The organism is Tamlana crocina, from assembly GCA_040429635.1.
GTDB lineage: Bacteria > Bacteroidota > Bacteroidia > Flavobacteriales > Flavobacteriaceae > Flavisericum > Flavisericum crocinum.
In genome coordinates this window covers 3107501-3126728 of record CP158972.1, presented here as the reverse complement: position 1 = coordinate 3126728, position 19228 = coordinate 3107501, and the positions used below count along the sequence as shown (strand labels likewise).

The window sequence follows — 19228 nt, the reverse complement described above, 5'->3', positions numbered from 1 at the left end:
CTAAATAAAAACAAATCAAACAAACATGAAAAAATTAGCACTAAGTCTATTTGTAATATCTGCATTGTTTCAATCGTGTTCAAACGACGATGATGGTGGAAGCAATCCAAATAATGTTGTGGCACCTGCTACTTATGAGTTCACTAGAAACGGCAGCAGTACGGTAAGCTATGGTGGACAAACTACAAGAATTGCCATGGCAGAAGAACTTGTTGCTGGATTTAAAAAGGATGCCGGTAAAAGTGAGCAAGAATTAATGGCTATGTTCGCCCACGTTGAAAGCGAAAACGATTTTAGTGATGCCGATTTAAATGCTTCAGATAAAAGCATAAGAAGCAAAACAGCAGCTTCAACTGATTATTTTTCAGCAAATACAACCGATGCCAACGCCATAAAAGCAGATTTTGATGGGTACATTGAGTCGCAAGTAGCCGAGGTTTTTGTGAAGTGGGATGATCAGGCAACCGAAGGAAATGCCGGATTCATCCAGCAAACTAGCGGAACCATTCGTTATGTAAATGCTAAAGGGTTGGAGTACAATCAAGCCTTTGCCAAAGGATTGATTGGAGCCTTAATGATAGACCAAATACTTAACAATTACCTTAGCCCAGCGGTTTTAGATGCCGGAAGTAATGTTGCTAACAACGATAATGAAGAATTGGAAGATGGTAAGGATTACACCACAATGGAGCACAAATGGGACGAAGCTTTTGGGTATTTGTATGGTGCAGAAGCCGATGCTAGTGCTCCTACCTTGAGCGCCGATTCATTCCTGAATAAATATACCTTAAGTGTTGATAGCGATGAGGATTTTTCTGGAATAGCAGACAATATTTACAATGCGTTTAAGCTAGGAAGAGCCGCTATCGTTGCTAAAAACTATGAGGTTCGTGATGAGCAAGCTGAAATTATCAAGGAAAATATTTCATTAATTCCAGCGGTAAGAGCGGTTTACTATTTGCAGGCTGCAAAAGGCAGTTTAGATACCGATAAAGCTAGTGCATTCCATTCATTGTCTGAAGCATACGGTTTTATTTATAGTTTACAGTTTACAAGAGTTCCAAATACCGATGGCCCATATTTTACAAAAGTAGAAGTGGATGCCATGTTGGAAACTTTAATGGAAAATGACGGTTTCTGGGATATTACAGACGAAACACTTGACGATATGTCCGCAACAATAGCGGCAAAATTTAATTTCACAGTAGCCCAAGCGGCGCCGGCCAACTAACAATTAGTTCGGTTTTTATAAGAGTTGAAAAGGTAGTTGTTGAGCCCAAATGTACAACGGCTACTTTTTACTAGTTTTGCAACTATTTATTTTGAAAAGGATATGTGTACATTAAAAAAGATTTTTACAGCCATTATTGCAGTAGTGTTTATTGTAGCTTGTAGCTCATCGTCATCTGATGATGGTTCAGGTGGAAAAACCGATAATTTTGATAGGGGAGCATTGCTCAGCCATTTGGCCGATAACATCATTGTGCCGGCTTTTCAGGATTTAAGTGCAAAACTTACTACATTAAAATCAGATAAAGACAATTTTATTGCCACTCCCAACCAAACGAATTTAGATGTTTTGAGGGCGTCGTGGTTGGAAGCCTACAAGGTTTGGCAATATGTGGAAATGTTCAATATTGGGAAAGCCGAAGAAATCTTATACGGTTTCCAAATGAACATTTACCCCGTTTCAACTACCGATGTCGAGGCCAATATTTCGTCTGGTTCCTATGATTTAGGCCATCCTAATAACAACGATGCAGTTGGTTTTCCAGCGGTTGATTATTTATTGTACGGTGTAGCGGCAGATGATGCAGCGATTTTAGCCAAATATGCCGAAGCCAATTACCAAAACTACCTTTCGGATGTGATTGACCAAATGCAGTCGCTAACTGAAACTGTTTTAACCGATTGGACGGGCAGTTATAAGTCTACTTTTGTGAGTGAAGCGGGAAATACTGCAACCAGTACTTTGAATAAATTCTCAAACGATTTTGTGTATTATTACGAAAAAGGTTTGCGTGCCAACAAAATTGGTATTCCGGCAGGGGTGTTTTCAACCGATCCGCTTCCTGAAAAAGTTGAAGCCGTTTATAGCAAAAGCTTTTCAAAAGAATTGGCTTTGGAAGCTTTGCAGGCGGTGCAGGATGTATTCAACGGAACATCATATTCTGGCAGCGTAACTGGAGAAAGTTTTAAAAGCTATTTAAACTATTTAGAGCGAAGCGATTTGTCCTCATTAATAAATACAAGAATTGATAATGCCCGACAAAAAGTACAAGCTTTAAATGAAGATTTCTATTCCCAAGTGAATAGTGATAACACCAAAATGACAGAGGCTTACGACGCATTACAACTTGTGGTGGTCGCCTTTAAGGTGGATATGCTTCAAGCATTTAATATTAGTGTGGATTATGTTGATGCCGATGGCGATTAAAACAGATAAAAACGATAAAACAAAAAGGTTGTCCAACAGGACAACCTTTTTGTTTTATATTCAAATTGTGAGTTACTTTTTTAAAGCATCAACGATAAACTCAAAATCAATTGGTCTGGACGGGTATCGAGTCTGTCGTTATCACCAACTTCGCTGTAAATAAAGTTGGCTTCTTTATCGCTAAAGCCTCGTTCGTATCTTAAATCAATTCCCAATTTATTAAAGTTGAGTCCTACACCAAAATTTAATCCGACTGTAAAATCGTTTTTAACATCGCCAATAGTAACGCCTTCAAATTCAGAATCTAAAATATACAGGAATGACGGACCAGCAAAAACGCTCAATGGACCTAAAATATTGGCGCCAACCAAAACTGGAGCATCCAGTTTTTGCATTTCGAAAGAATCATTGTCATAATCACTTTTTGTGCTGGTGTAAACCAACTCAGGTCTTAAGTACAGTTTATCACCAATTTTCCCAAAAATACCAACGTGGTAACCCACATTTCGGTCGGGGCTTTTCCAAGTATCACTAACTGACTCAAAATAATCACCATTGGCATTGTAGTTTAAACCACCTTTAAAACCAAAACCTTGTGCGGTCTGGGCGCTCATAGCGGTAGGAATAATAAAAGCGAGAGCCAATGCAAAAAATACACTTTTTCCATTTTTGGTACTAAGCTTTAACGGACTTCTTAATTTTCTAAAATGTTTCATGTTGTTCGTTTTTTTAGATTTGGATTATATAAGCAAAAACGTTGCCAAACGGATATTATTTTCTTTTCAATACAATAGTTATCATTTTTCAGTTGTTATCTTTGCGCACTGAAGTAGCAAATGGTATGAAATTCGAATTAAATGGAAAAGATGCCCAGAGTAAAGCCAGGGCAGGAAAAATAACCACTGATCACGGCGTGATTGAAACCCCTATTTTTATGCCGGTGGGCACGGTTGCCTCGGTAAAAGGGGTGCATCAACGTGAGCTGAAAAACGATATCAACCCTGATATTATTTTAGGAAATACCTATCATTTGTATTTACGTCCGCAAACCTCTATTCTTGAAAAGGCGGGCGGACTGCATAAATTTATGAATTGGGACCGTAATATTTTAACCGATTCGGGCGGTTACCAAGTGTATTCGCTTTCGGGCAACCGAAAAATAAAAGAGGAAGGCGTAAAGTTTAAATCGCACATCGATGGGAGTTACCACACGTTTACGCCCGAAAACGTAATGGAAATACAACGCGCCATTGGGGCCGATATCATCATGGCTTTTGATGAGTGTACACCCTACCCATGCGATTACAATTATGCCAAGCGTTCCATGCACATGACGCACCGTTGGCTCGATAGATGCATTAACCATTTGGAAAAAACGCCTTTAAAATACGATTACAATCAAGCTTTTTTTCCCATTGTGCAAGGCAGCACGTATAAAGATTTGCGCATGCAATCGGCAGAATATATTGCGAATGCAGGAGCTGTAGGAAATGCCATTGGCGGACTTTCGGTAGGCGAACCGGCCGAAGAAATGTATGAAATGACCGACGTGGTTTGCTCCATTCTCCCAGAAGAGAAGCCCAGATATTTAATGGGTGTGGGTACGCCAATCAATATTTTGGAAAATATTGCGTTAGGAGTAGACATGTTCGATTGTGTGATGCCAACACGAAATGCCCGAAACGGCATGTTGTTTACCGCACACGGTACCATAAATATTAAAAATTTAAAATGGGCGGATGATTTTTCGCCAATCGACGATATGGGCATCACTTGGGTAGATACTGATTATTCAAAAGCCTATTTGCGTCATTTGTTCACCGTTAATGAAAGGCTTGGGGCACAAATCGCTACCATCCATAATTTAGGGTTTTATCTGTGGTTGGTTCGTGAGGCCAGAAAGCATATATTAGCGGGAGATTTTAAAACTTGGAAAGACCAAATGGTGAAGCAAATGGACAAGCGTTTGTAGTTAAATGAAAATACTCGACTGGTACATATTAAAGCGTTATTTGGTAACATTTACCATGTTGCTGTTATTATTTATACCCATAATGATAACAGTGCATTTGGCGGAAAAAATTGGTAAAATTTTGGAAAACGAAGTGCCCTTAAGTGAGGTACTGCTTTACTTTCTGGATTTTACCATCTATTTTACCTTCCTGTTATTTCCGTTGTTTTTGTTCATTTCGGTGATTTGGTTCACCTCGAAATTGGCCAACAATACCGAGGTGATTGCGTTTTTAAGTTCGGGGGTGTCCTTTACCCGTTTTTTAAGACCTTACCTGATGGGAGCAACGGTTGTGGCACTGTTCTCCATTGTTTTGGGAATGTTTTTGGCGCCAAAAGCCAGTGAGGGTTTCAACGATTTCAGTTATAAGTATTTGAAAAAGGGCAGAAGCGCGGTAGATAATACCGATGTGTTCCGGCAAATCAACGAAAACGAAATCATTTATGTGAGTCGATTTGATATCAAAAATAAAACGGGGAGTAACTTCACTTTAGAACATTTTGAGGGCAACCAAATGAAATACAAAATTTCGGCCAGTAGCATCAAATATATTGAAGAAGATACCCTATATAAATTGACTAATTACGTGAAAAGGGATGTGGGGCAAAACGAAGATGAACTTGAAATTATAAGGCGGAAAGACACTCTTTTTGAATTTGATGTGGACGATTTAATCCCGGTAATTTATGCCGCCGAAACCAAAATGTACGGAGAACTGAAACAGTTTATCGCCAAGGAAGAAGCCCGAGGCTCATCAAACGTGGGGCGTTTTAAATTAGTGCTTTACCGAAAATGGAGTTTACCGGTTTCGGTATTTATATTAACCATTATTGCCGTGGCGGTATCTTCCATAAAACGTCGTGGCGGTATGGGTGTAAACTTGGCGGTGGGTATTTGTATTGCCATGGTTTTTGTGTTTTTCGATAAGATTTTTGGCGTTATGGCCGAGCAATCCGATTTCCCGCCTTTGGTAGCCGTGTGGTTTCCCAATGTGCTTTTTGGTATTTTAGCAGTTTACCTGTTGTACAATGCTAAGCGATAAGTTTAAGAATTACCTGCACCTTCACTTTTTGGTTTTTATAGCTGGCTTTACGGCTATATTGGGCGAACTCATCACCATAACAGCAGTAAATTTGGTGTGGTACCGTATGGTTTTCGCTACGCTATTAATGTTTGTTTACATTAAGTTGTCAAAAGTTCGATTAGGGATAAATTTAAAGTCGGTGTTAAAACTTTCCATTGCCGGAATTATTATCGCCCTGCATTGGATAACTTTTTTTGGTGCCATTGAAATTTCCAACGTGTCCATAACCTTGGCCATGTTTTCAACGGGAGCTTTTTTTGCTTCAATCATTGAACCGATTATATTCAGACGAAACATTATTTGGTACGAAATCCTTTTTGGTATTCTGGTAATTTTTGGGGTGTTCATCATAACACAGAGTGAAATGGAATATCTTTTGGGCATCGTTTTGGGTATAGTTTCAGCATTTTTATCCTCCCTGTTTGCTGTGCTCAATGGTAGTTTTTTAAAAAAGCATTCGGCCACTGTCATTTCATTCTATGAATTTTTAAGTGGTGTGGCCTTTATTTCCATCTATTTACTATGTTTTGGGGGCGGGTTTTCAAAACCCTTTTTCAGTATAACCACTTCCGATTTTTGGTATCTTTTCATTTTAGCTTCAGTCTGTACAGCCTATGCATTTATCGCTTCGGTGCATGTTATGAAAGTAATTAGCCCTTACACAGTGGTACTTACTTATAATTTAGAGCCACTTTACGGAATTGTGATGGCGGTTTTGCTGTTTCCGGAGAAAGAAAAAATGAGTGCAGCGTTTTATTACGGAGCTTCTATAATCATTGCCGTGGTATTGCTTAACGCCCTTTTGAAATCCAACCGAAAAATTAACGGCCTCGGTGCAAGCACACGAGATATTCAAAGGTGACTGTTTTAAGTATTTCGAGGCAAGACTAGGGGGATTTAAATGCTTGGCTATCGCCTTGCGATTAAAAAGAAAGTATTCTTAAACGGAATATGGGGGTAAACAGAATTAAAGTTTTTATATTTGTACACTAACTAATTATTATAGCCAAAATAAAAATTCCTATGGAATATTTAGAGTTTGAACTACCTATAAAAGACCTCGAAGACCAGCTGCAAAAGTGTAAGGTTATTGGGGAAGAGAGCGATGTTGACGTTACCGAAACATGCAAGAAAATAGAAAAGAAATTAGCCGAAACGCAAAAAGATATTTATAAAAACCTAACGGCTTGGCAACGCGTTCAGTTGTCTCGACACCCAGACCGTCCTTATACCTTGGATTACATCCGTGCCATTTGTGGAAGTTCTTGGTTGGAACTCCATGGCGACCGTAGCTTTAAAGATGATAAAGCTATGATTGGTGGTTTAGGAAAAATTGGCGACCAAAGTTTTATGTTCATTGGCCAACAAAAAGGTTATAATACCAAAACCAGACAGTACAGAAATTTTGGAATGGCTAACCCGGAAGGCTATAGAAAAGCCCTTCGTTTAATGAAGTCGGCCGAAAAATTCGGCATTCCTGTGGTAACTCTTTTGGATACTCCCGGTGCTTATCCTGGTTTGGAAGCTGAAGAGCGCGGACAAGGTGAAGCCATTGCCAGAAATATTTTGGAAATGACCCGATTGAAAGTACCCGTAATTACCATTGTAATTGGCGAAGGTGCTTCGGGAGGCGCTTTAGGCATTGGTGTAGGTGATAGAGTATTAATGTTGGAAAACACTTGGTATTCGGTAATTTCTCCAGAATCGTGTTCATCCATTCTTTGGCGCAGTTGGGAATACAAAGAACAAGCTGCTGAAGCTTTGAAATTGACTGCCGCCGATATGAAAAAACTGAAATTGGTTGACGAAATTATAAAAGAACCTTTAGGTGGAGCACACCGCGACCGCGAAAAAACCTTTAAGTCGGTAAGCAGTGCCATCGTGAAAAATTACGAAGCATTGAAAAACTTATCACCAAAAGATTTGGTTGAGCAACGCATGGATAAATATGCGAATATGGGGGTCTTTAAAGGCTAAGCCCATAGTATTCAAAACGTATAAAAAATCTGAAGCCTTTGGCTTCGGTTTTTTTTATGCTTATTCACAAAATTATTAAGTTATTAACAGTTAATTTGTTAACTTTCAGTTAACAATCACTACATTAAGAAGCCCTGATTACAGGTTCTTTTTAATTACTTTCGTGGCTATGAAACAACCAAACCAAATACAAGGTTATAAAGTAGATAAGAGCACTATCATTAACCTTGAAAAAGGAAAAATACCACCTCAAGCAATTGATTTAGAAGAGGTTGTGTTGGGGGCTATGATGATTGATAAGAAAGGTGTCGATGAAGTAATTGATATTTTAAGCCCTGAAGCCTTTTATAAAGAAGCCCATCAGCACATCTTTGATGCTGTTTTTCAATTGTTTGAAAATAGCGAACCTATCGACTTATTAACCGTTTCTACCCAGTTGAAGAAAAATGGAAAATTGGAGTTGGTTGGCGGTGATTTTTACTTGATTTCCTTAACCCAAAAAGTATCTTCTTCGGCGCATATCGAGTTTCATGCCCGTATTATTTTGCAGAAGTTCATTCAGCGCAGTTTGATAAAAATTTCAAATGAAATCATCGAGGATTCTTACGATGAAACTAAAGATGTTTTCGATTTGCTCGATAAGGCCGAATCGAGACTTTATGAAGTAACGCAAGGCAACATCAAAAAATCGAGTGAAACTGCTCAGGAATTGGTGATCCAAGCCAAAAAGAAAATTGAGGAAATTTCGAATAAAGAAGGTTTAAGTGGTATTCCAACGGGATTCACCAAACTCGACAAATTAACCTCTGGCTGGCAACCTTCCGATTTGATTATTGTGGCTGCACGACCGGGTATGGGTAAAACGGCGTTAACGCTGTCGATGGCGAGAAACATTGCGGTAGATCAAAATATTCCCGTGGCGTTCTTCTCTTTGGAGATGGCATCGGTACAGCTTATTACCCGTTTAATTTCCAGTGAAACCGGATTGTCTTCGGAAAAACTGAGAACCGGAAAATTGGAAAAACACGAATGGGAACAGCTTAACGTAAAAGTTAAGGATCTTGAAAAAGCACCGTTGTTTATTGACGATACCCCGTCACTTTCCATTTTCGATTTAAGAGCAAAGGCCCGTCGTTTGTCGTCGCAACACGGTATTAGATTAATCATGATTGATTATTTGCAGTTGATGACCGGCGGAAGTGCCCATGCAGGAAACCGTGAGCAGGAAATTTCGATGATTTCCAGAAACCTAAAAGCATTGGCCAAAGAACTTAATGTTCCGGTAATTGCCCTCTCGCAGCTGTCGCGTGCCGTTGAAACCCGTGGAGGAAGTAAGCGTCCGTTACTATCCGATTTACGTGAATCGGGAGCGATTGAGCAGGATGCCGATATTGTGAGTTTTATTTACCGACCTGAATATTATAAAATTGATGAGTGGGATGACGAAGAGCGTTCGCCAACCGAAGGTCAAGGAGAATTTATCGTTGCCAAGCACCGTAACGGTGGCTTGGAAAATATTCGATTAAAGTTTATCGGGCATTTAGGTAAGTTTGATAATTTAGATGATTTTGATTCGCCTTTCGAATTCCATTCCAAAATGAATGAAGGTGGAGGTGAGGATAATTTCAATTCAGGAAATTTCACCGCAAGCCCAGACCAAGCGTTTGGTAGTTCGTTTAACGACGATGACGATAACGATGTGCCGTTTTAAGCGTTAATTAAACGGTAATTTATCCGATAAAACTATTTTCATTATATTTCGGTAAACTTTAGGACGAAGTCATTTTTTAAGGAAAATGATAAAGAAATCCCATAAAGCATTGCCTCAATTGAAAAAAATATTCTTTACATTATTATTGATTTGTTTAGGCTTTAAAACCTATGCATCCTACATCCTGATTCCCATGGATGCCGAAGGACAAAAAAATCACCTAAAAGCCTACGGTATCACTTATTGGACGCTCAATAAACAATTAAAAGTAAAATGGCTTTTGAACTATAAAGGCGGTTCGTTTTTGCTGCCCGATACTGAAGATATCCAACGCGAATGCCAAATAAGGGGAGTGTCTTTTGAAGTGATTTCCAATGATAAAGCCGAATCGATTCTTCAAGAAATTAGTAGCCCCAGCCAAAATATGGAAGCGGTTGTTTTGGAAAAAGCTCCAAAAATTGCTGTTTATACCCCAAGCGGTAAATTACCATGGGACGACGCAGTAACCATGGTATTGCAATATGCCGAAATCCCCTATGAAACTGTTTACGACGAAGAGGTTTTAAACGACGGACTTTTAGCCTTCGATTGGTTGCACTTGCACCACGAGGATTTTACGGGGCAGTACGGTAAATTTTATGCGCAGTACAGAGCGGCTTCTTGGTACATTCAAGAAAAAAAGGATGCTGAGGCCTTGGCCAACAAATTAGGCTACAACAAAGTATCGCAATCTAAGTTGGCGGTGGCTTTAAAAATACGTGATTATGTGGTGGGCGGCGGATTTATGTTTGCCATGTGCAGTGCCACCGATAGTTTTGATATTGCTCTTTCAGCCGAAGGTGTCGATATTTGCGAACCCATGTTTGATGGTGATGCCAGCGACCCAGGTTATCAAAATAAAATAGACTACAATAAAACCTTTGCGTTTACAGATTTTCTTTTGGAAAGAAGTCCGAATGTTTATGAGTTTTCATCCATCGATATGACCAGAAAACGAATGATTCCCAAAACCACCGATTATTTTTCGTTAATGGAATTTTCGGCAAAATGGGATCCCGTGCCTACCATGTTGTGCCAAAATCACACGGCTTTGGTGAAAGGTTTTATGGGACAAACCACTTCTTTTACACGCGATGAAATAAAATCGAATGTATTGGTTATGGGCGAAACAAAGAGTAATGGGGAGGCAAAATACATTCATGGCATAAAAGGAAAAGGCTTTTTTACGTTCTATGGTGGGCACGACCCAGAAGATTATCAACACAGAGTAGGGGATGCTAAAACCGAACTCGATTTGCACCCAACTTCTCCAGGATATCGGTTGATCTTAAATAATGTTTTGTTTCCCGCGGCCAAAAAGAAAAAGCAGAAAACGTGAATCGTTTTCAATTCAAAAAACTACTTGATGAAATTTTACCAAAAAGAAATACAGCTCCAACCGTTTTCTAGAGGATTCCATTTAATTACCGATGAAATTTTACAAGCCATACCAGAAATCACAGAAATAAAATTGGGTCAACTGCAGGTTTTTATTAAACATACATCGGCAAGTTTAACCATTAATGAAAATGCCGATTACACGGTGAGGCTCGATTTTGAAAGCCATTTTAATAAAATGGTTCCTGAGAATGCTCCTTATTACAAACATACTTATGAAGGGCCGGACGATATGCCTGCACATATTAAGGCCTCACTATTGGGAACTTCGGTACAAATACCCATTACCAATGGCAAATTAAATTTGGGCGCTTGGCAGGGCATTTATTTGTGCGAACATCGCGATTACGGGGGAAGCAGAAAAATAGTCATTACTGCTTTTGGCGCATAAAAAAATCCGATTCGAAAGAATCGGATTTTTATTAAGCGAATAATATGTTTTACAATAGGCAAAAGCCTTATTTTACTTTCTCTACTACAGCTTTAAAAGCTTCTGGGTTGTTCATAGCTAAATCGGCTAGAACCTTACGGTTTAGTTCGATGTCGTTAGCTTTTAATTTCCCCATAAATTGAGAATAAGATAAACCGTGTTCTCTGGCTCCGGCGTTAATACGCGTAATCCATAAAGCGCGGAATGTTCTCTTTTTGTTTCTGCGGTCTCTGTACGAGTATTGCATCGCTTTGTCAACCGCATTTTTTGCTACTGTCCAAACGTTTTTACGACGTCCGAAGTAACCTTTTGCTTGTTTTAGAACCTTTTTTCTTCTGGCTCTTTTTGCTACAGAATTTACTGATCTTGGCATAATGTTAATTGTTTTGTAGTAGGCGGTCGATAATCGACACTTTTTTATTTCTCTAAAATTGCAAATCTAAAATCTAAAATCTACAATCGTTAATCAATGAGCCTAACTCCAGGGTTTATAAATTGTTTTAACCGATTAAAACTTAATGTTACTTTAAACGTAACATGGTTTTAATATTGTCTTCGTCAGCCTTATGTACTAAAGTATCATGGGTTAACGCAAGCTTACGCTTTTTAGATTTCTTTGTTAAGATGTGGCTCTTAAAAGCGTGCTTTCTTTTAATCTTACCAGTACCAGTTAGCTTAAAGCGTTTTTTGGCGCTGGATTTTGTCTTCATTTTAGGCATTTTCTTCTCCTAGTTTTAATTATTTCGCTTAATTACTTTTGTGCTGAAGCTATTTCAGCATCGTATTATACTGATTTCTATTTTCCGTTTAAAATAGAAATATCGATTTATTTTTTATGCGGGGCGATGAACATCGTCATTCGCTTACCTTCCAGTTTTGGCATTTGTTCCACCTTACCAAATTCTTCAAGGTCCTGTGCCAGTCTTAACAACAAAATTTGACCTTGCTCTTTAAACACGATAGAACGTCCTTTAAAGAATACAAAAGCTTTTAATTTGGCACCTTCTTTTAAGAACTTTTCGGCGTGCTTCTTTTTAAATTCGTAATCGTGGTCATCGGTTTGAGGCCCAAAACGAATTTCCTTAATGGTTACTTTACTGGCTTTGGCCTTTAAAGCTTTTTCACGTTTCTTTTGCTCGTAAAGAAACTTTTTGTAATCCATAACTTTGCAAACAGGAGGGTCGGCGTTAGGCGATATCTCAACTAAATCCAATTCCAACTCGTTGGCTATTCTCATGGCATCACCTTTGGTATAAATGCCCACCTCTACGTTATCTCCAACTAAACGTAGTTTTTGTGCTGTAATCTTAGAGTTAATCTTATGCTTGTCCTCTTGTTTAACCCTTCTGGGCTGTTGTCTTCTTCTAATTGCTATGGCGTTATGGTTTTAAATTAAACTTAATTATATTTATTAAAACGATTTCAACGTTTTTTTGATTTCTTTATTTATGATTTCCGTAAACGCTTCTACAGAAATCATGCCTAAATCTGCTCCACCGTGCTGACGCACAGTTATTTTACTTTCTTGCTCTTCTTGCTCGCCAATGATAATCATATACGGGTGTTTTTGCATTTCGGCTTCCCGAATTTTCTTCCCAATGGTCTCATTTCTATGGTCTACAAGGGCGCGAATTTCGTTATTTTCTAGCAAATTTAAAACTTTTTGCGCGTATTTTTCGTATTTCTCACTAATAGATAGGATAATAGCTTGGGTCGGCATGAGCCAAAGCGGGAAATTTCCACCTGTGTGCTCAAGTAACAGCGCTACAAAACGTTCCATACTTCCAAATGGCGCACGGTGAATCATAATAGGACGGTGCGATTCGTTATCACTACCTTTATAGGTTAAGTCGAAACGCTCCGGTAAATTGTAATCTACCTGAATGGTGCCCAGTTGCCAACGTCTGCCTAGAGCATCCTTTACCATAAAGTCTAACTTCGGCCCATAAAATGCGGCTTCGCCTTCTTCAATCACATAATCTAAACCTTTATCGGAGGCTGCATTGATAATGGCCTGTTCGGCTTTTTCCCAATTGGAAACATCACCAATATATTTGTCGGGGTTTTTAGGATCCCTTACGGATACCTGCGCCGTAAAGTTTTCAAACCCTAACGAACCGAAAACATAAAGTACCAAGTCTATTACATTTTTAAACTCAGCATCTAACTGGTCGGCCGTACAGAAAATATGGGCATCATCTTGAGTGAAACCACGAACACGGGTTAAACCATGCAATTCACCACTTTGCTCATATCTATAAACGGTACCGAATTCGGCATATCGAACAGGTAAATCTTTATAACTCCATTGGTAGTGTTTGTAAACTTCGCAGTGGTGCGGACAGTTCATTGGTTTTAGTAAAAACTCTTCATCTTCCTTTGGGGTGTGGATAGGCTGAAAGCTATCTTCTCCATATTTGGCATAATGCCCGGAAGTAACATAAAGTTCTTTTTGTCCAATATGGGGTGTTACCACCATATCGTAGCCCGCTTTCTTTTGGGCGGCTTTAAGGAAATTTTCCAAACGCTCGCGCAAAGCAGCTCCTTTGGGGAGCCACAACGGAAGACCTTGACCAACTTTTTGCGAGAAAGTAAAAAGCTCCAACTCTTTACCTAGTTTTCTGTGGTCGCGTTTTTTCGCTTCCTCGAGCATGTTTAAATACTCGGTAAGTTCCTTTTGTTTAGGGAACGAAATGCCATAAACACGAGTTAATTGTGGTTTGTTTTCATCGCCGCGCCAGTAAGCACCTGCAACACTCAAAATTTTAACCGCCTTAATGATGCCAGTGTTCGGGATATGCCCGCCGCGGCATAAGTCGGTAAACGTAGAATGGTCACAGAAAGTAATCGTGCCGTCTTCCAAGTTTTCAATCAATTCGGTTTTAAACGGATTGTCATTGTACAGTTCAAGAGCATCTGCTTTACTGGCCGAACGCATCTTAAAGTCGTGCTTGCCTCTGGCTATTTCCAACATTTTGTTTTCAATAGATTTAAAATCCTTTTCAGAAATGCTGTGCTCGCCAAAATCCACATCGTAATAAAATCCGTTTTCAATCGCCGGGCCAATAGTAAGTTTAGCACCAGGGTAAAGTTCTTCAATAGCCTGAGCCAAAACGTGCGCACTACTGTGCCAAAAGGCCGTTTTGCCTTCGTCGTCCTTCCATGTATATAATACTAAATTACCATCGATGGTCAGCGGGGTTACGGTTTCTACGGTTGTGCCATTAAAACTGGCCGAAATAACATTCCTTGCCAAGCCTTCGCTAATGCTTTTTGCAACATCCATTGCTGTAACGCCTTCGTCAAACGTTTTTACGCTCCCATCGGGTAAAGTAATATGTATCATAAATTAAATTGAAATTCGGCTGCAAAGATAATAGTATAAACAAACACATACAATATATATATGTGTATAATTTTCTTTTTGGGCGTTTCCCTTCGGGCCGGGCTGTAGTTTATCCTGAGCGAAGCCGAAGGGCTTGAAGACCTCGTTTGTTCCTCGCTGCGGACTGTCCGCTGCTACCCCTGCCGCGGGCACGTTTGCTGGTGTCCGTTGCCGTTCAGGGTTCCCGGCTACCTTTATATAAGGTAACGTTCGGGGCGTTTCCCGCCCTGCACATATATATAAGGGTCCCTTTTTTTGGTCTTGAGCATTCCCCAAGGGATGCCCGTTCAAAAAACTTCCGCCGTAACTCATGCACGTTCAGCGCGTTGCGCCCGAAGCCAAAAAAAGCCTAAAAAAAATCGCCGAAAAGTTTGTTTGGAAAAGAAAAAGGGTGGTATATTTGCAGCCGCTAAAAACGGCACATGCCAACAGGCGGAGTTCATAAAAATAACGGTTTTGCCACGCTTTTTCAAGCTTCGAAAAAAAATCGAAAAAAAAAACAAAAAAAAGCTTGCCGGCAACAAAAAACATCGTATGTTTGCAGCCGCTAAAAACAGCAGGTCTGTTGGAAGCGGAAACGTTCACGTAAAGGTTGTTTTTTATCGCCGCAACGGCCGGGAAAATTTTCCGAAAAAAAACCGAAAAAGTTTTGTGGAGTTAAAAAAAGGGTTTTATATTTGCACCCGCTTAACAAGGAAACGAGTTGAGGAAAGAGAAAAGAAGTTCATAGACATATTGAATTGACAGCGTAAGATTCGGACTGGAAACGGTCCGGGTCAGCAGAGAGAATAAACCATTTTTGAGCACCTGGAAATCCTAACTTAGGAACGTTAAGAAACAGGCCGCTAGGCCAAAAGATTTAACGATGAAGAGTTTGATCCTGGCTCAGGATGAACGCTAGCGGCAGGCCTAACACATGCAAGTCGAGGGGCAGCGGGGAAAAGCTTGCTTTTCCGCCGGCGACCGGCGCACGGGTGCGTAACGCGTATGCAATCTGCCTTTTGCTATTGGATAGCCCAGAGAAATTTGGATTAATACAGTATAGTATCGTATTGCCGCATGGTATTTACGATTAAAGGTCACGGCAAAAGATGAGCATGCGTCCTATTAGCTAGATGGAGTGGTAACGGCACCCCATGGCGACGATAGGTAGGGGCCCTGAGAGGGGGATCCCCCACACTGGTACTGAGACACGGACCAGACTCCTACGGGAGGCAGCAGTGAGGAATATTGGACAATGGGCGGAAGCCTGATCCAGCCATGCCGCGTGCAGGAAGACTGCCCTATGGGTTGTAAACTGCTTTTATACGGGAAGAAACCGCCCTACGTGTAGGGTTCTGACGGTACCGTAAGAATAAGGATCGGCTAACTCCGTGCCAGCAGCCGCGGTAATACGGAGGATCCAAGCGTTATCCGGAATCATTGGGTTTAAAGGGTCCGTAGGTGGACGATTAAGTCAGAGGTGAAAGTCTGCGGCTCAACCGTAGAATTGCCTTTGATACTGGTTGTCTTGAATCATTGTGAAGTGGTTAGAATATGTAGTGTAGCGGTGAAATGCATAGATATTACATAGAATACCGATTGCGAAGGCAGATCACTAACAATGTATTGACACTGATGGACGAAAGCGTGGGTAGCGAACGGGATTAGATACCCCGGTAGTCCACGCCGTAAACGATGGATACTAGCTGTCCGGACTTCGGTCTGGGTGGCTAAGCGAAAGTGATAAGTATCCCACCTGGGGAGTACGTTCGCAAGAATGAAACTCAAAGGAATTGACGGGGGCCCGCACAAGCGGTGGAGCATGTGGTTTAATTCGATGATACGCGAGGAACCTTACCAGGGCTTAAATGTAAGTTGCATAGTTTAGAGATAGACTTTTCTTCGGACCACTTACAAGGTGCTGCATGGTTGTCGTCAGCTCGTGCCGTGAGGTGTCAGGTTAAGTCCTATAACGAGCGCAACCCCTGTGGTTAGTTGCCAGCGAGTCATGTCGGGAACTCTAGCCAGACTGCCGGTGCAAACCGTGAGGAAGGTGGGGATGACGTCAAATCATCACGGCCCTTACGTCCTGGGCTACACACGTGCTACAATGGTAGGGACAGAGAGCAGCCACTTCGCGAGGAGGAGCGAATCTATAAACCCTATCACAGTTCGGATCGGAGTCTGCAACTCGACTCCGTGAAGCTGGAATCGCTAGTAATCGCATATCAGCCATGATGCGGTGAATACGTTCCCGGGCCTTGTACACACCGCCCGTCAAGCCATGGAAGCTGGGAGTGCCTGAAGTCCGTCACCGCAAGGAGCGGCCTAGGGTAAAATCGGTAACTAGGGCTAAGTCGTAACAAGGTAGCCGTACCGGAAGGTGCGGCTGGAACACCTCCTTTCTAGAGAAAGACGTCCTAGGGGAAGTTTCCAAAGCACAGAGATGTTTGTTCTCACTGCTGTCAATTTAAAATATACTAGTTGTTAGTTTCTAGTTGTTAGTTATTCGTATTAACGACCGATAACCGATAACGGGAGACCGATAACCGAAGAGTAACAGTCTCATAGCTCAGCTGGTTAGAGCGCTACACTGATAATGTAGAGGTCGGCAGTTCGAGTCTGCCTGAGACTACAAGCTAAGCTTGATTAGGCAAACGTTTAATTATAGTTTAGAAAAAGTTCATTAAATACTGAAAGGAAATTCTAGGAGCAGAGGATTCTAAATTCGTAATTCTGAATTCACAATTCTGAATTTCAAATGGGGGATTAGCTCAGCTGGCTAGAGCGCCTGCCTTGCACGCAGGAGGTCATCGGTTCGACTCCGATATTCTCCACAATTTTGATTTTGAATTCAAAATTTTGAATTTAGAATTGAATACAGTTCATTGACATATTGAAAAAAGATACATGAAATTAAAAGTTAAAGAGATTTAACTTTAGCAATAATTCTGGTCGTTTGCATCACTACGAGCGATGTAAATGACCGCAAATCGATTGAGGAGACTCAATTGATTGAACTCATAAAAAAGCAAAAAGTACAATAAGCTAAACAAGGGCGTATGGGGAATGCCTAGGCTCTCAGAGGCGATGAAGGACGTGATAAGCTGCGAAAAGCTGCGGGGATCGGCACATACGATTCGATCCGCAGATATCCGAATGGGGCAACCCAGCATGTTGAAGACATGTTATCCGCAAGGAGGCGAACCCGGGGAACTGAAACATCTAAGTACCCGGAGGAAGAGAAAACAAAAGTGATTCCGTTAGTAGTGGCGAGCGAACGCGGATTAGCCCAAACCGGTGCTGTTACGGCAGTGCCGGGGTTGTAGGACTGCAATGTTCGAGTTGTGCTGAACTGGAACGCTCTGGAAAGAGCGACCGTAGAGGGTGATAGTCCCGTACAGGCAAAAATCAACGAGATAGCAGTATCCTGAGTAGCGCGGGGCACGTGAAACCCTGTGTGAATCTGTGGGGACCATCCCATAAGGCTAAATACTCCTGAGAGACCGATAGTGAACCAGTACCGTGAGGGAAAGGTGAAAAGAACCCTGAATAAGGGAGTGAAATAGAACCTGAAACCATACGCCTACAAGCGGTCGGAGCCCCATTGGGGTGACGGCGTGCCTTTTGCATAATGAGCCTACGAGTTACCGTTGCTGGCAAGGTTAAGGCATTAAGTGTCGGATCCGTAGCGAAAGCGAGTCTGAACAGGGCGTGCAGTCAGTAGTGGTAGACGCGAAACCGTGTGATCTACCCATGGGCAGGGTGAAGCTGTGGTAACACACAGTGGAGGCCCGAACCGGTTGACGTTGAAAAGTCTTCGGATGACCTGTGGGTAGGGGTGAAAGGCCAATCAAACTCGGAAATAGCTCGTACTCCCCGAAATGCATTTAGGTGCAGCGTACTGTTAGTTTTATAGAGGTAGAGCTACTGATTGGATGCGGGGGCTTCACCGCCTACCAATTCCTGACAAACTCCGAATGCTATAAAATGTTGCAGTGCAGTGAGGGCATGGGTGCTAAGGTCCATGTCCGAGAGGGAAAGAACCCAGACCATCAGCTAAGGTCCCCAAATGTATGCTAAGTTGAAAAAACGCGGTTGGACTGCTTTGACAGCTAGGATGTTGGCTTGGAAGCAGCCATTCATTTAAAGAGTGCGTAACAGCTCACTAGTCGAGCGGTCCGGCATGGATAATAATCGGGCATAAGCATACTACCGAAAAGCTATGGACTTGTAAAAGTGGTAGGGGAGCATTGTAGTGCCGCTGAAGGTGCGCTGTGAGGCGTGCTGGAGGAGCTACAAAAGAAAATGTAGGCATAAGTAACGATAATGCGGGCGAGAAACCCGCACTCCGAAAAACCAAGGTTTCCTCAGCTATGCTAATCAGCTGAGGGTTAGTCGGGACCTAAGGCGAACCCGAAAGGGGCAGTCGATGGACAACGGGTTAATATTCCCGTACCCGCTCCCATTAAAAGTGACGGAGGCGTATATTCGGTGCGTGCTGACGGAATAGCACGTTGAAGCGAGCAGTAATGCCGCGATAGTACACTAAGGCTCCGGCCGCGGTGATAATCCGGAGAAGCGACTTCCAAGAAAAGCGAGGGAAGTACCCGTACCCCAAACCGACACAGGTGGTTGGGATGAGAATTCTAAGGAGCTCGAGAGATTCATGGCTAAGGAACTAGGCAAAATAGACGCGTAACTTCGGGAGAAGCGTCGCCCATCTTCGGATGGGCCGCAGTGAAAAGGTCCAGGCGACTGTTTATCAAAAACA

The 19228-nt window shown here is 41.5% G+C and carries 15 protein-coding genes, 2 tRNA genes and 2 rRNA genes (1 of these 19 only partly in view); 14 read left to right on the top strand and 5 right to left on the bottom strand.

Annotated elements, in window-relative coordinates; translation table 11 throughout:
- Window positions 1-25: 25 nt before the first annotated feature.
- Entirely contained in the window at window positions 26-1231 is a 1206-nt protein-coding gene (locus tag ABI125_13740; GenBank protein ID XCF05765.1) for a DUF4856 domain-containing protein, read from the top strand.
- A gap of 102 nt (window positions 1232-1333) precedes the next feature.
- Entirely contained in the window at window positions 1334-2437 is a 1104-nt protein-coding gene (locus tag ABI125_13735; GenBank protein ID XCF05764.1) for an imelysin family protein, read from the top strand.
- Window positions 2438-2517: 80 nt separating this feature from the next.
- Here ABI125_13735 and ABI125_13730 read toward each other — a convergent pair whose 3' ends face one another.
- Complete coding sequence (locus ABI125_13730) at window positions 2518-3051, bottom strand: outer membrane beta-barrel protein (protein ID XCF07913.1); 534 nt, start codon at window positions 3049-3051, stop codon at window positions 2518-2520.
- A gap of 227 nt (window positions 3052-3278) precedes the next feature.
- On the opposite strand from ABI125_13730, the gene tgt reads away from it, so the two are divergent.
- From tgt to ABI125_13695, 7 genes are all read left to right on the top strand, one after another.
- The gene (tgt, locus tag ABI125_13725) at window positions 3279-4409 is read left to right on the top strand and encodes a tRNA guanosine(34) transglycosylase Tgt (GenBank protein ID XCF05763.1); all 1131 of its coding nucleotides are present in this window, start codon (window positions 3279-3281) and stop codon (window positions 4407-4409) included.
- Window positions 4410-4413: 4 nt separating this feature from the next.
- Window positions 4414-5490, top strand: coding sequence for an LptF/LptG family permease (locus ABI125_13720; protein ID XCF05762.1), 1077 nt, complete (start codon window positions 4414-4416; stop codon window positions 5488-5490).
- Window positions 5477-6394, top strand: coding sequence for a DMT family transporter (locus ABI125_13715; GenBank protein ID XCF05761.1), 918 nt, complete (start codon window positions 5477-5479; stop codon window positions 6392-6394). Before ABI125_13720 ends, ABI125_13715 begins: the two co-directional genes overlap by 14 nt.
- A 161-nt stretch (window positions 6395-6555) precedes the next feature.
- Complete coding sequence (locus tag ABI125_13710) at window positions 6556-7509, top strand: acetyl-CoA carboxylase carboxyltransferase subunit alpha (protein XCF05760.1); 954 nt, start codon at window positions 6556-6558, stop codon at window positions 7507-7509.
- Window positions 7510-7678: 169 nt separating this feature from the next.
- Window positions 7679-9220, top strand: coding sequence for a replicative DNA helicase (gene dnaB / locus ABI125_13705; GenBank protein ID XCF05759.1), 1542 nt, complete (start codon window positions 7679-7681; stop codon window positions 9218-9220).
- 193 nt (window positions 9221-9413) lie between these two features.
- Window positions 9414-10598, top strand: coding sequence for an asparagine synthetase B (locus ABI125_13700; protein XCF07912.1), 1185 nt, complete (start codon window positions 9414-9416; stop codon window positions 10596-10598).
- 27 nt (window positions 10599-10625) lie between these two features.
- Window positions 10626-11048 carry a secondary thiamine-phosphate synthase enzyme YjbQ gene (locus ABI125_13695; GenBank protein ID XCF05758.1) on the top strand — a complete coding sequence of 141 codons (423 nt, stop codon included), beginning with the start codon at window positions 10626-10628 and terminating at the stop codon, window positions 11046-11048.
- A gap of 67 nt (window positions 11049-11115) precedes the next feature.
- Here the strand turns inward: ABI125_13695 and rplT are convergent, their stop codons facing one another.
- The 4 genes from rplT to thrS all read right to left on the bottom strand — a co-directional run bounded on the left by rplT (window position 11116) and on the right by thrS (window position 14433).
- Window positions 11116-11460: a 50S ribosomal protein L20 gene (rplT, locus tag ABI125_13690; protein ID XCF05757.1), complete on the bottom strand. Its 345-nt coding sequence runs from the start codon at window positions 11458-11460 to the stop codon at window positions 11116-11118.
- A 148-nt stretch (window positions 11461-11608) separates the two neighbouring features.
- Window positions 11609-11806 (bottom strand): 50S ribosomal protein L35, encoded by a 198-nt coding sequence (gene rpmI / locus ABI125_13685; GenBank protein ID XCF05756.1) that lies wholly within the window; start codon window positions 11804-11806, stop codon window positions 11609-11611.
- Between the two features lie 107 nt (window positions 11807-11913).
- Complete coding sequence (infC, locus tag ABI125_13680; protein XCF07911.1) at window positions 11914-12405, bottom strand: translation initiation factor IF-3; 492 nt, start codon at window positions 12403-12405, stop codon at window positions 11914-11916.
- 93 nt (window positions 12406-12498) lie between these two features.
- Entirely contained in the window at window positions 12499-14433 is a 1935-nt protein-coding gene (gene thrS / locus ABI125_13675) for a threonine--tRNA ligase (protein ID XCF05755.1), read from the bottom strand.
- A gap of 300 nt (window positions 14434-14733) precedes the next feature.
- Between thrS and ABI125_13670 the strand changes: the two genes are divergently transcribed.
- The 5 genes from ABI125_13670 to ABI125_13650 form a co-directional block, all read left to right on the top strand.
- Window positions 14734-15216: a hypothetical protein gene (locus ABI125_13670; GenBank protein XCF05754.1), complete on the top strand. Its 483-nt coding sequence runs from the start codon at window positions 14734-14736 to the stop codon at window positions 15214-15216.
- A 118-nt stretch (window positions 15217-15334) separates the two neighbouring features.
- Window positions 15335-16859: ribosomal RNA gene (locus ABI125_13665) — 16S ribosomal RNA — on the top strand.
- Between the two features lie 156 nt (window positions 16860-17015).
- Window positions 17016-17089: transfer RNA gene (locus ABI125_13660), tRNA-Ile, on the top strand.
- A 128-nt stretch (window positions 17090-17217) separates the two neighbouring features.
- Window positions 17218-17291 (top strand) — tRNA-Ala (locus ABI125_13655).
- Between the two features lie 204 nt (window positions 17292-17495).
- Window positions 17496-19228, top strand: a 23S ribosomal RNA gene (locus ABI125_13650); it runs 1086 nt beyond the window's last position.
- The 16S and 23S rRNA genes sit together here with 2 tRNA genes alongside, the layout of an rRNA operon.

Coding starts and splice junctions, on each gene's coding strand:
- thrS (XCF05755.1), bottom strand. CDS start 14,433: ATGATACATATTACTTTACCCGATGGGAGCGTAAAAACGTTTGACGAA.
- tgt (XCF05763.1), top strand. CDS start 3,279: ATGAAATTCGAATTAAATGGAAAAGATGCCCAGAGTAAAGCCAGGGCA.
- ABI125_13700 (XCF07912.1), top strand. CDS start 9,414: ATGGATGCCGAAGGACAAAAAAATCACCTAAAAGCCTACGGTATCACT.
- ABI125_13695 (XCF05758.1), top strand. CDS start 10,626: ATGAAATTTTACCAAAAAGAAATACAGCTCCAACCGTTTTCTAGAGGA.
- ABI125_13720 (XCF05762.1), top strand. CDS start 4,414: ATGAAAATACTCGACTGGTACATATTAAAGCGTTATTTGGTAACATTT.
- ABI125_13735 (XCF05764.1), top strand. CDS start 1,334: ATGTGTACATTAAAAAAGATTTTTACAGCCATTATTGCAGTAGTGTTT.
- ABI125_13730 (XCF07913.1), bottom strand. CDS start 3,051: ATGAGCGCCCAGACCGCACAAGGTTTTGGTTTTAAAGGTGGTTTAAAC.
- ABI125_13715 (XCF05761.1), top strand. CDS start 5,477: ATGCTAAGCGATAAGTTTAAGAATTACCTGCACCTTCACTTTTTGGTT.
- ABI125_13710 (XCF05760.1), top strand. CDS start 6,556: ATGGAATATTTAGAGTTTGAACTACCTATAAAAGACCTCGAAGACCAG.
- dnaB (XCF05759.1), top strand. CDS start 7,679: ATGAAACAACCAAACCAAATACAAGGTTATAAAGTAGATAAGAGCACT.
- ABI125_13740 (XCF05765.1), top strand. CDS start 26: ATGAAAAAATTAGCACTAAGTCTATTTGTAATATCTGCATTGTTTCAA.
- rpmI (XCF05756.1), bottom strand. CDS start 11,806: ATGCCTAAAATGAAGACAAAATCCAGCGCCAAAAAACGCTTTAAGCTA.
- rplT (XCF05757.1), bottom strand. CDS start 11,460: ATGCCAAGATCAGTAAATTCTGTAGCAAAAAGAGCCAGAAGAAAAAAG.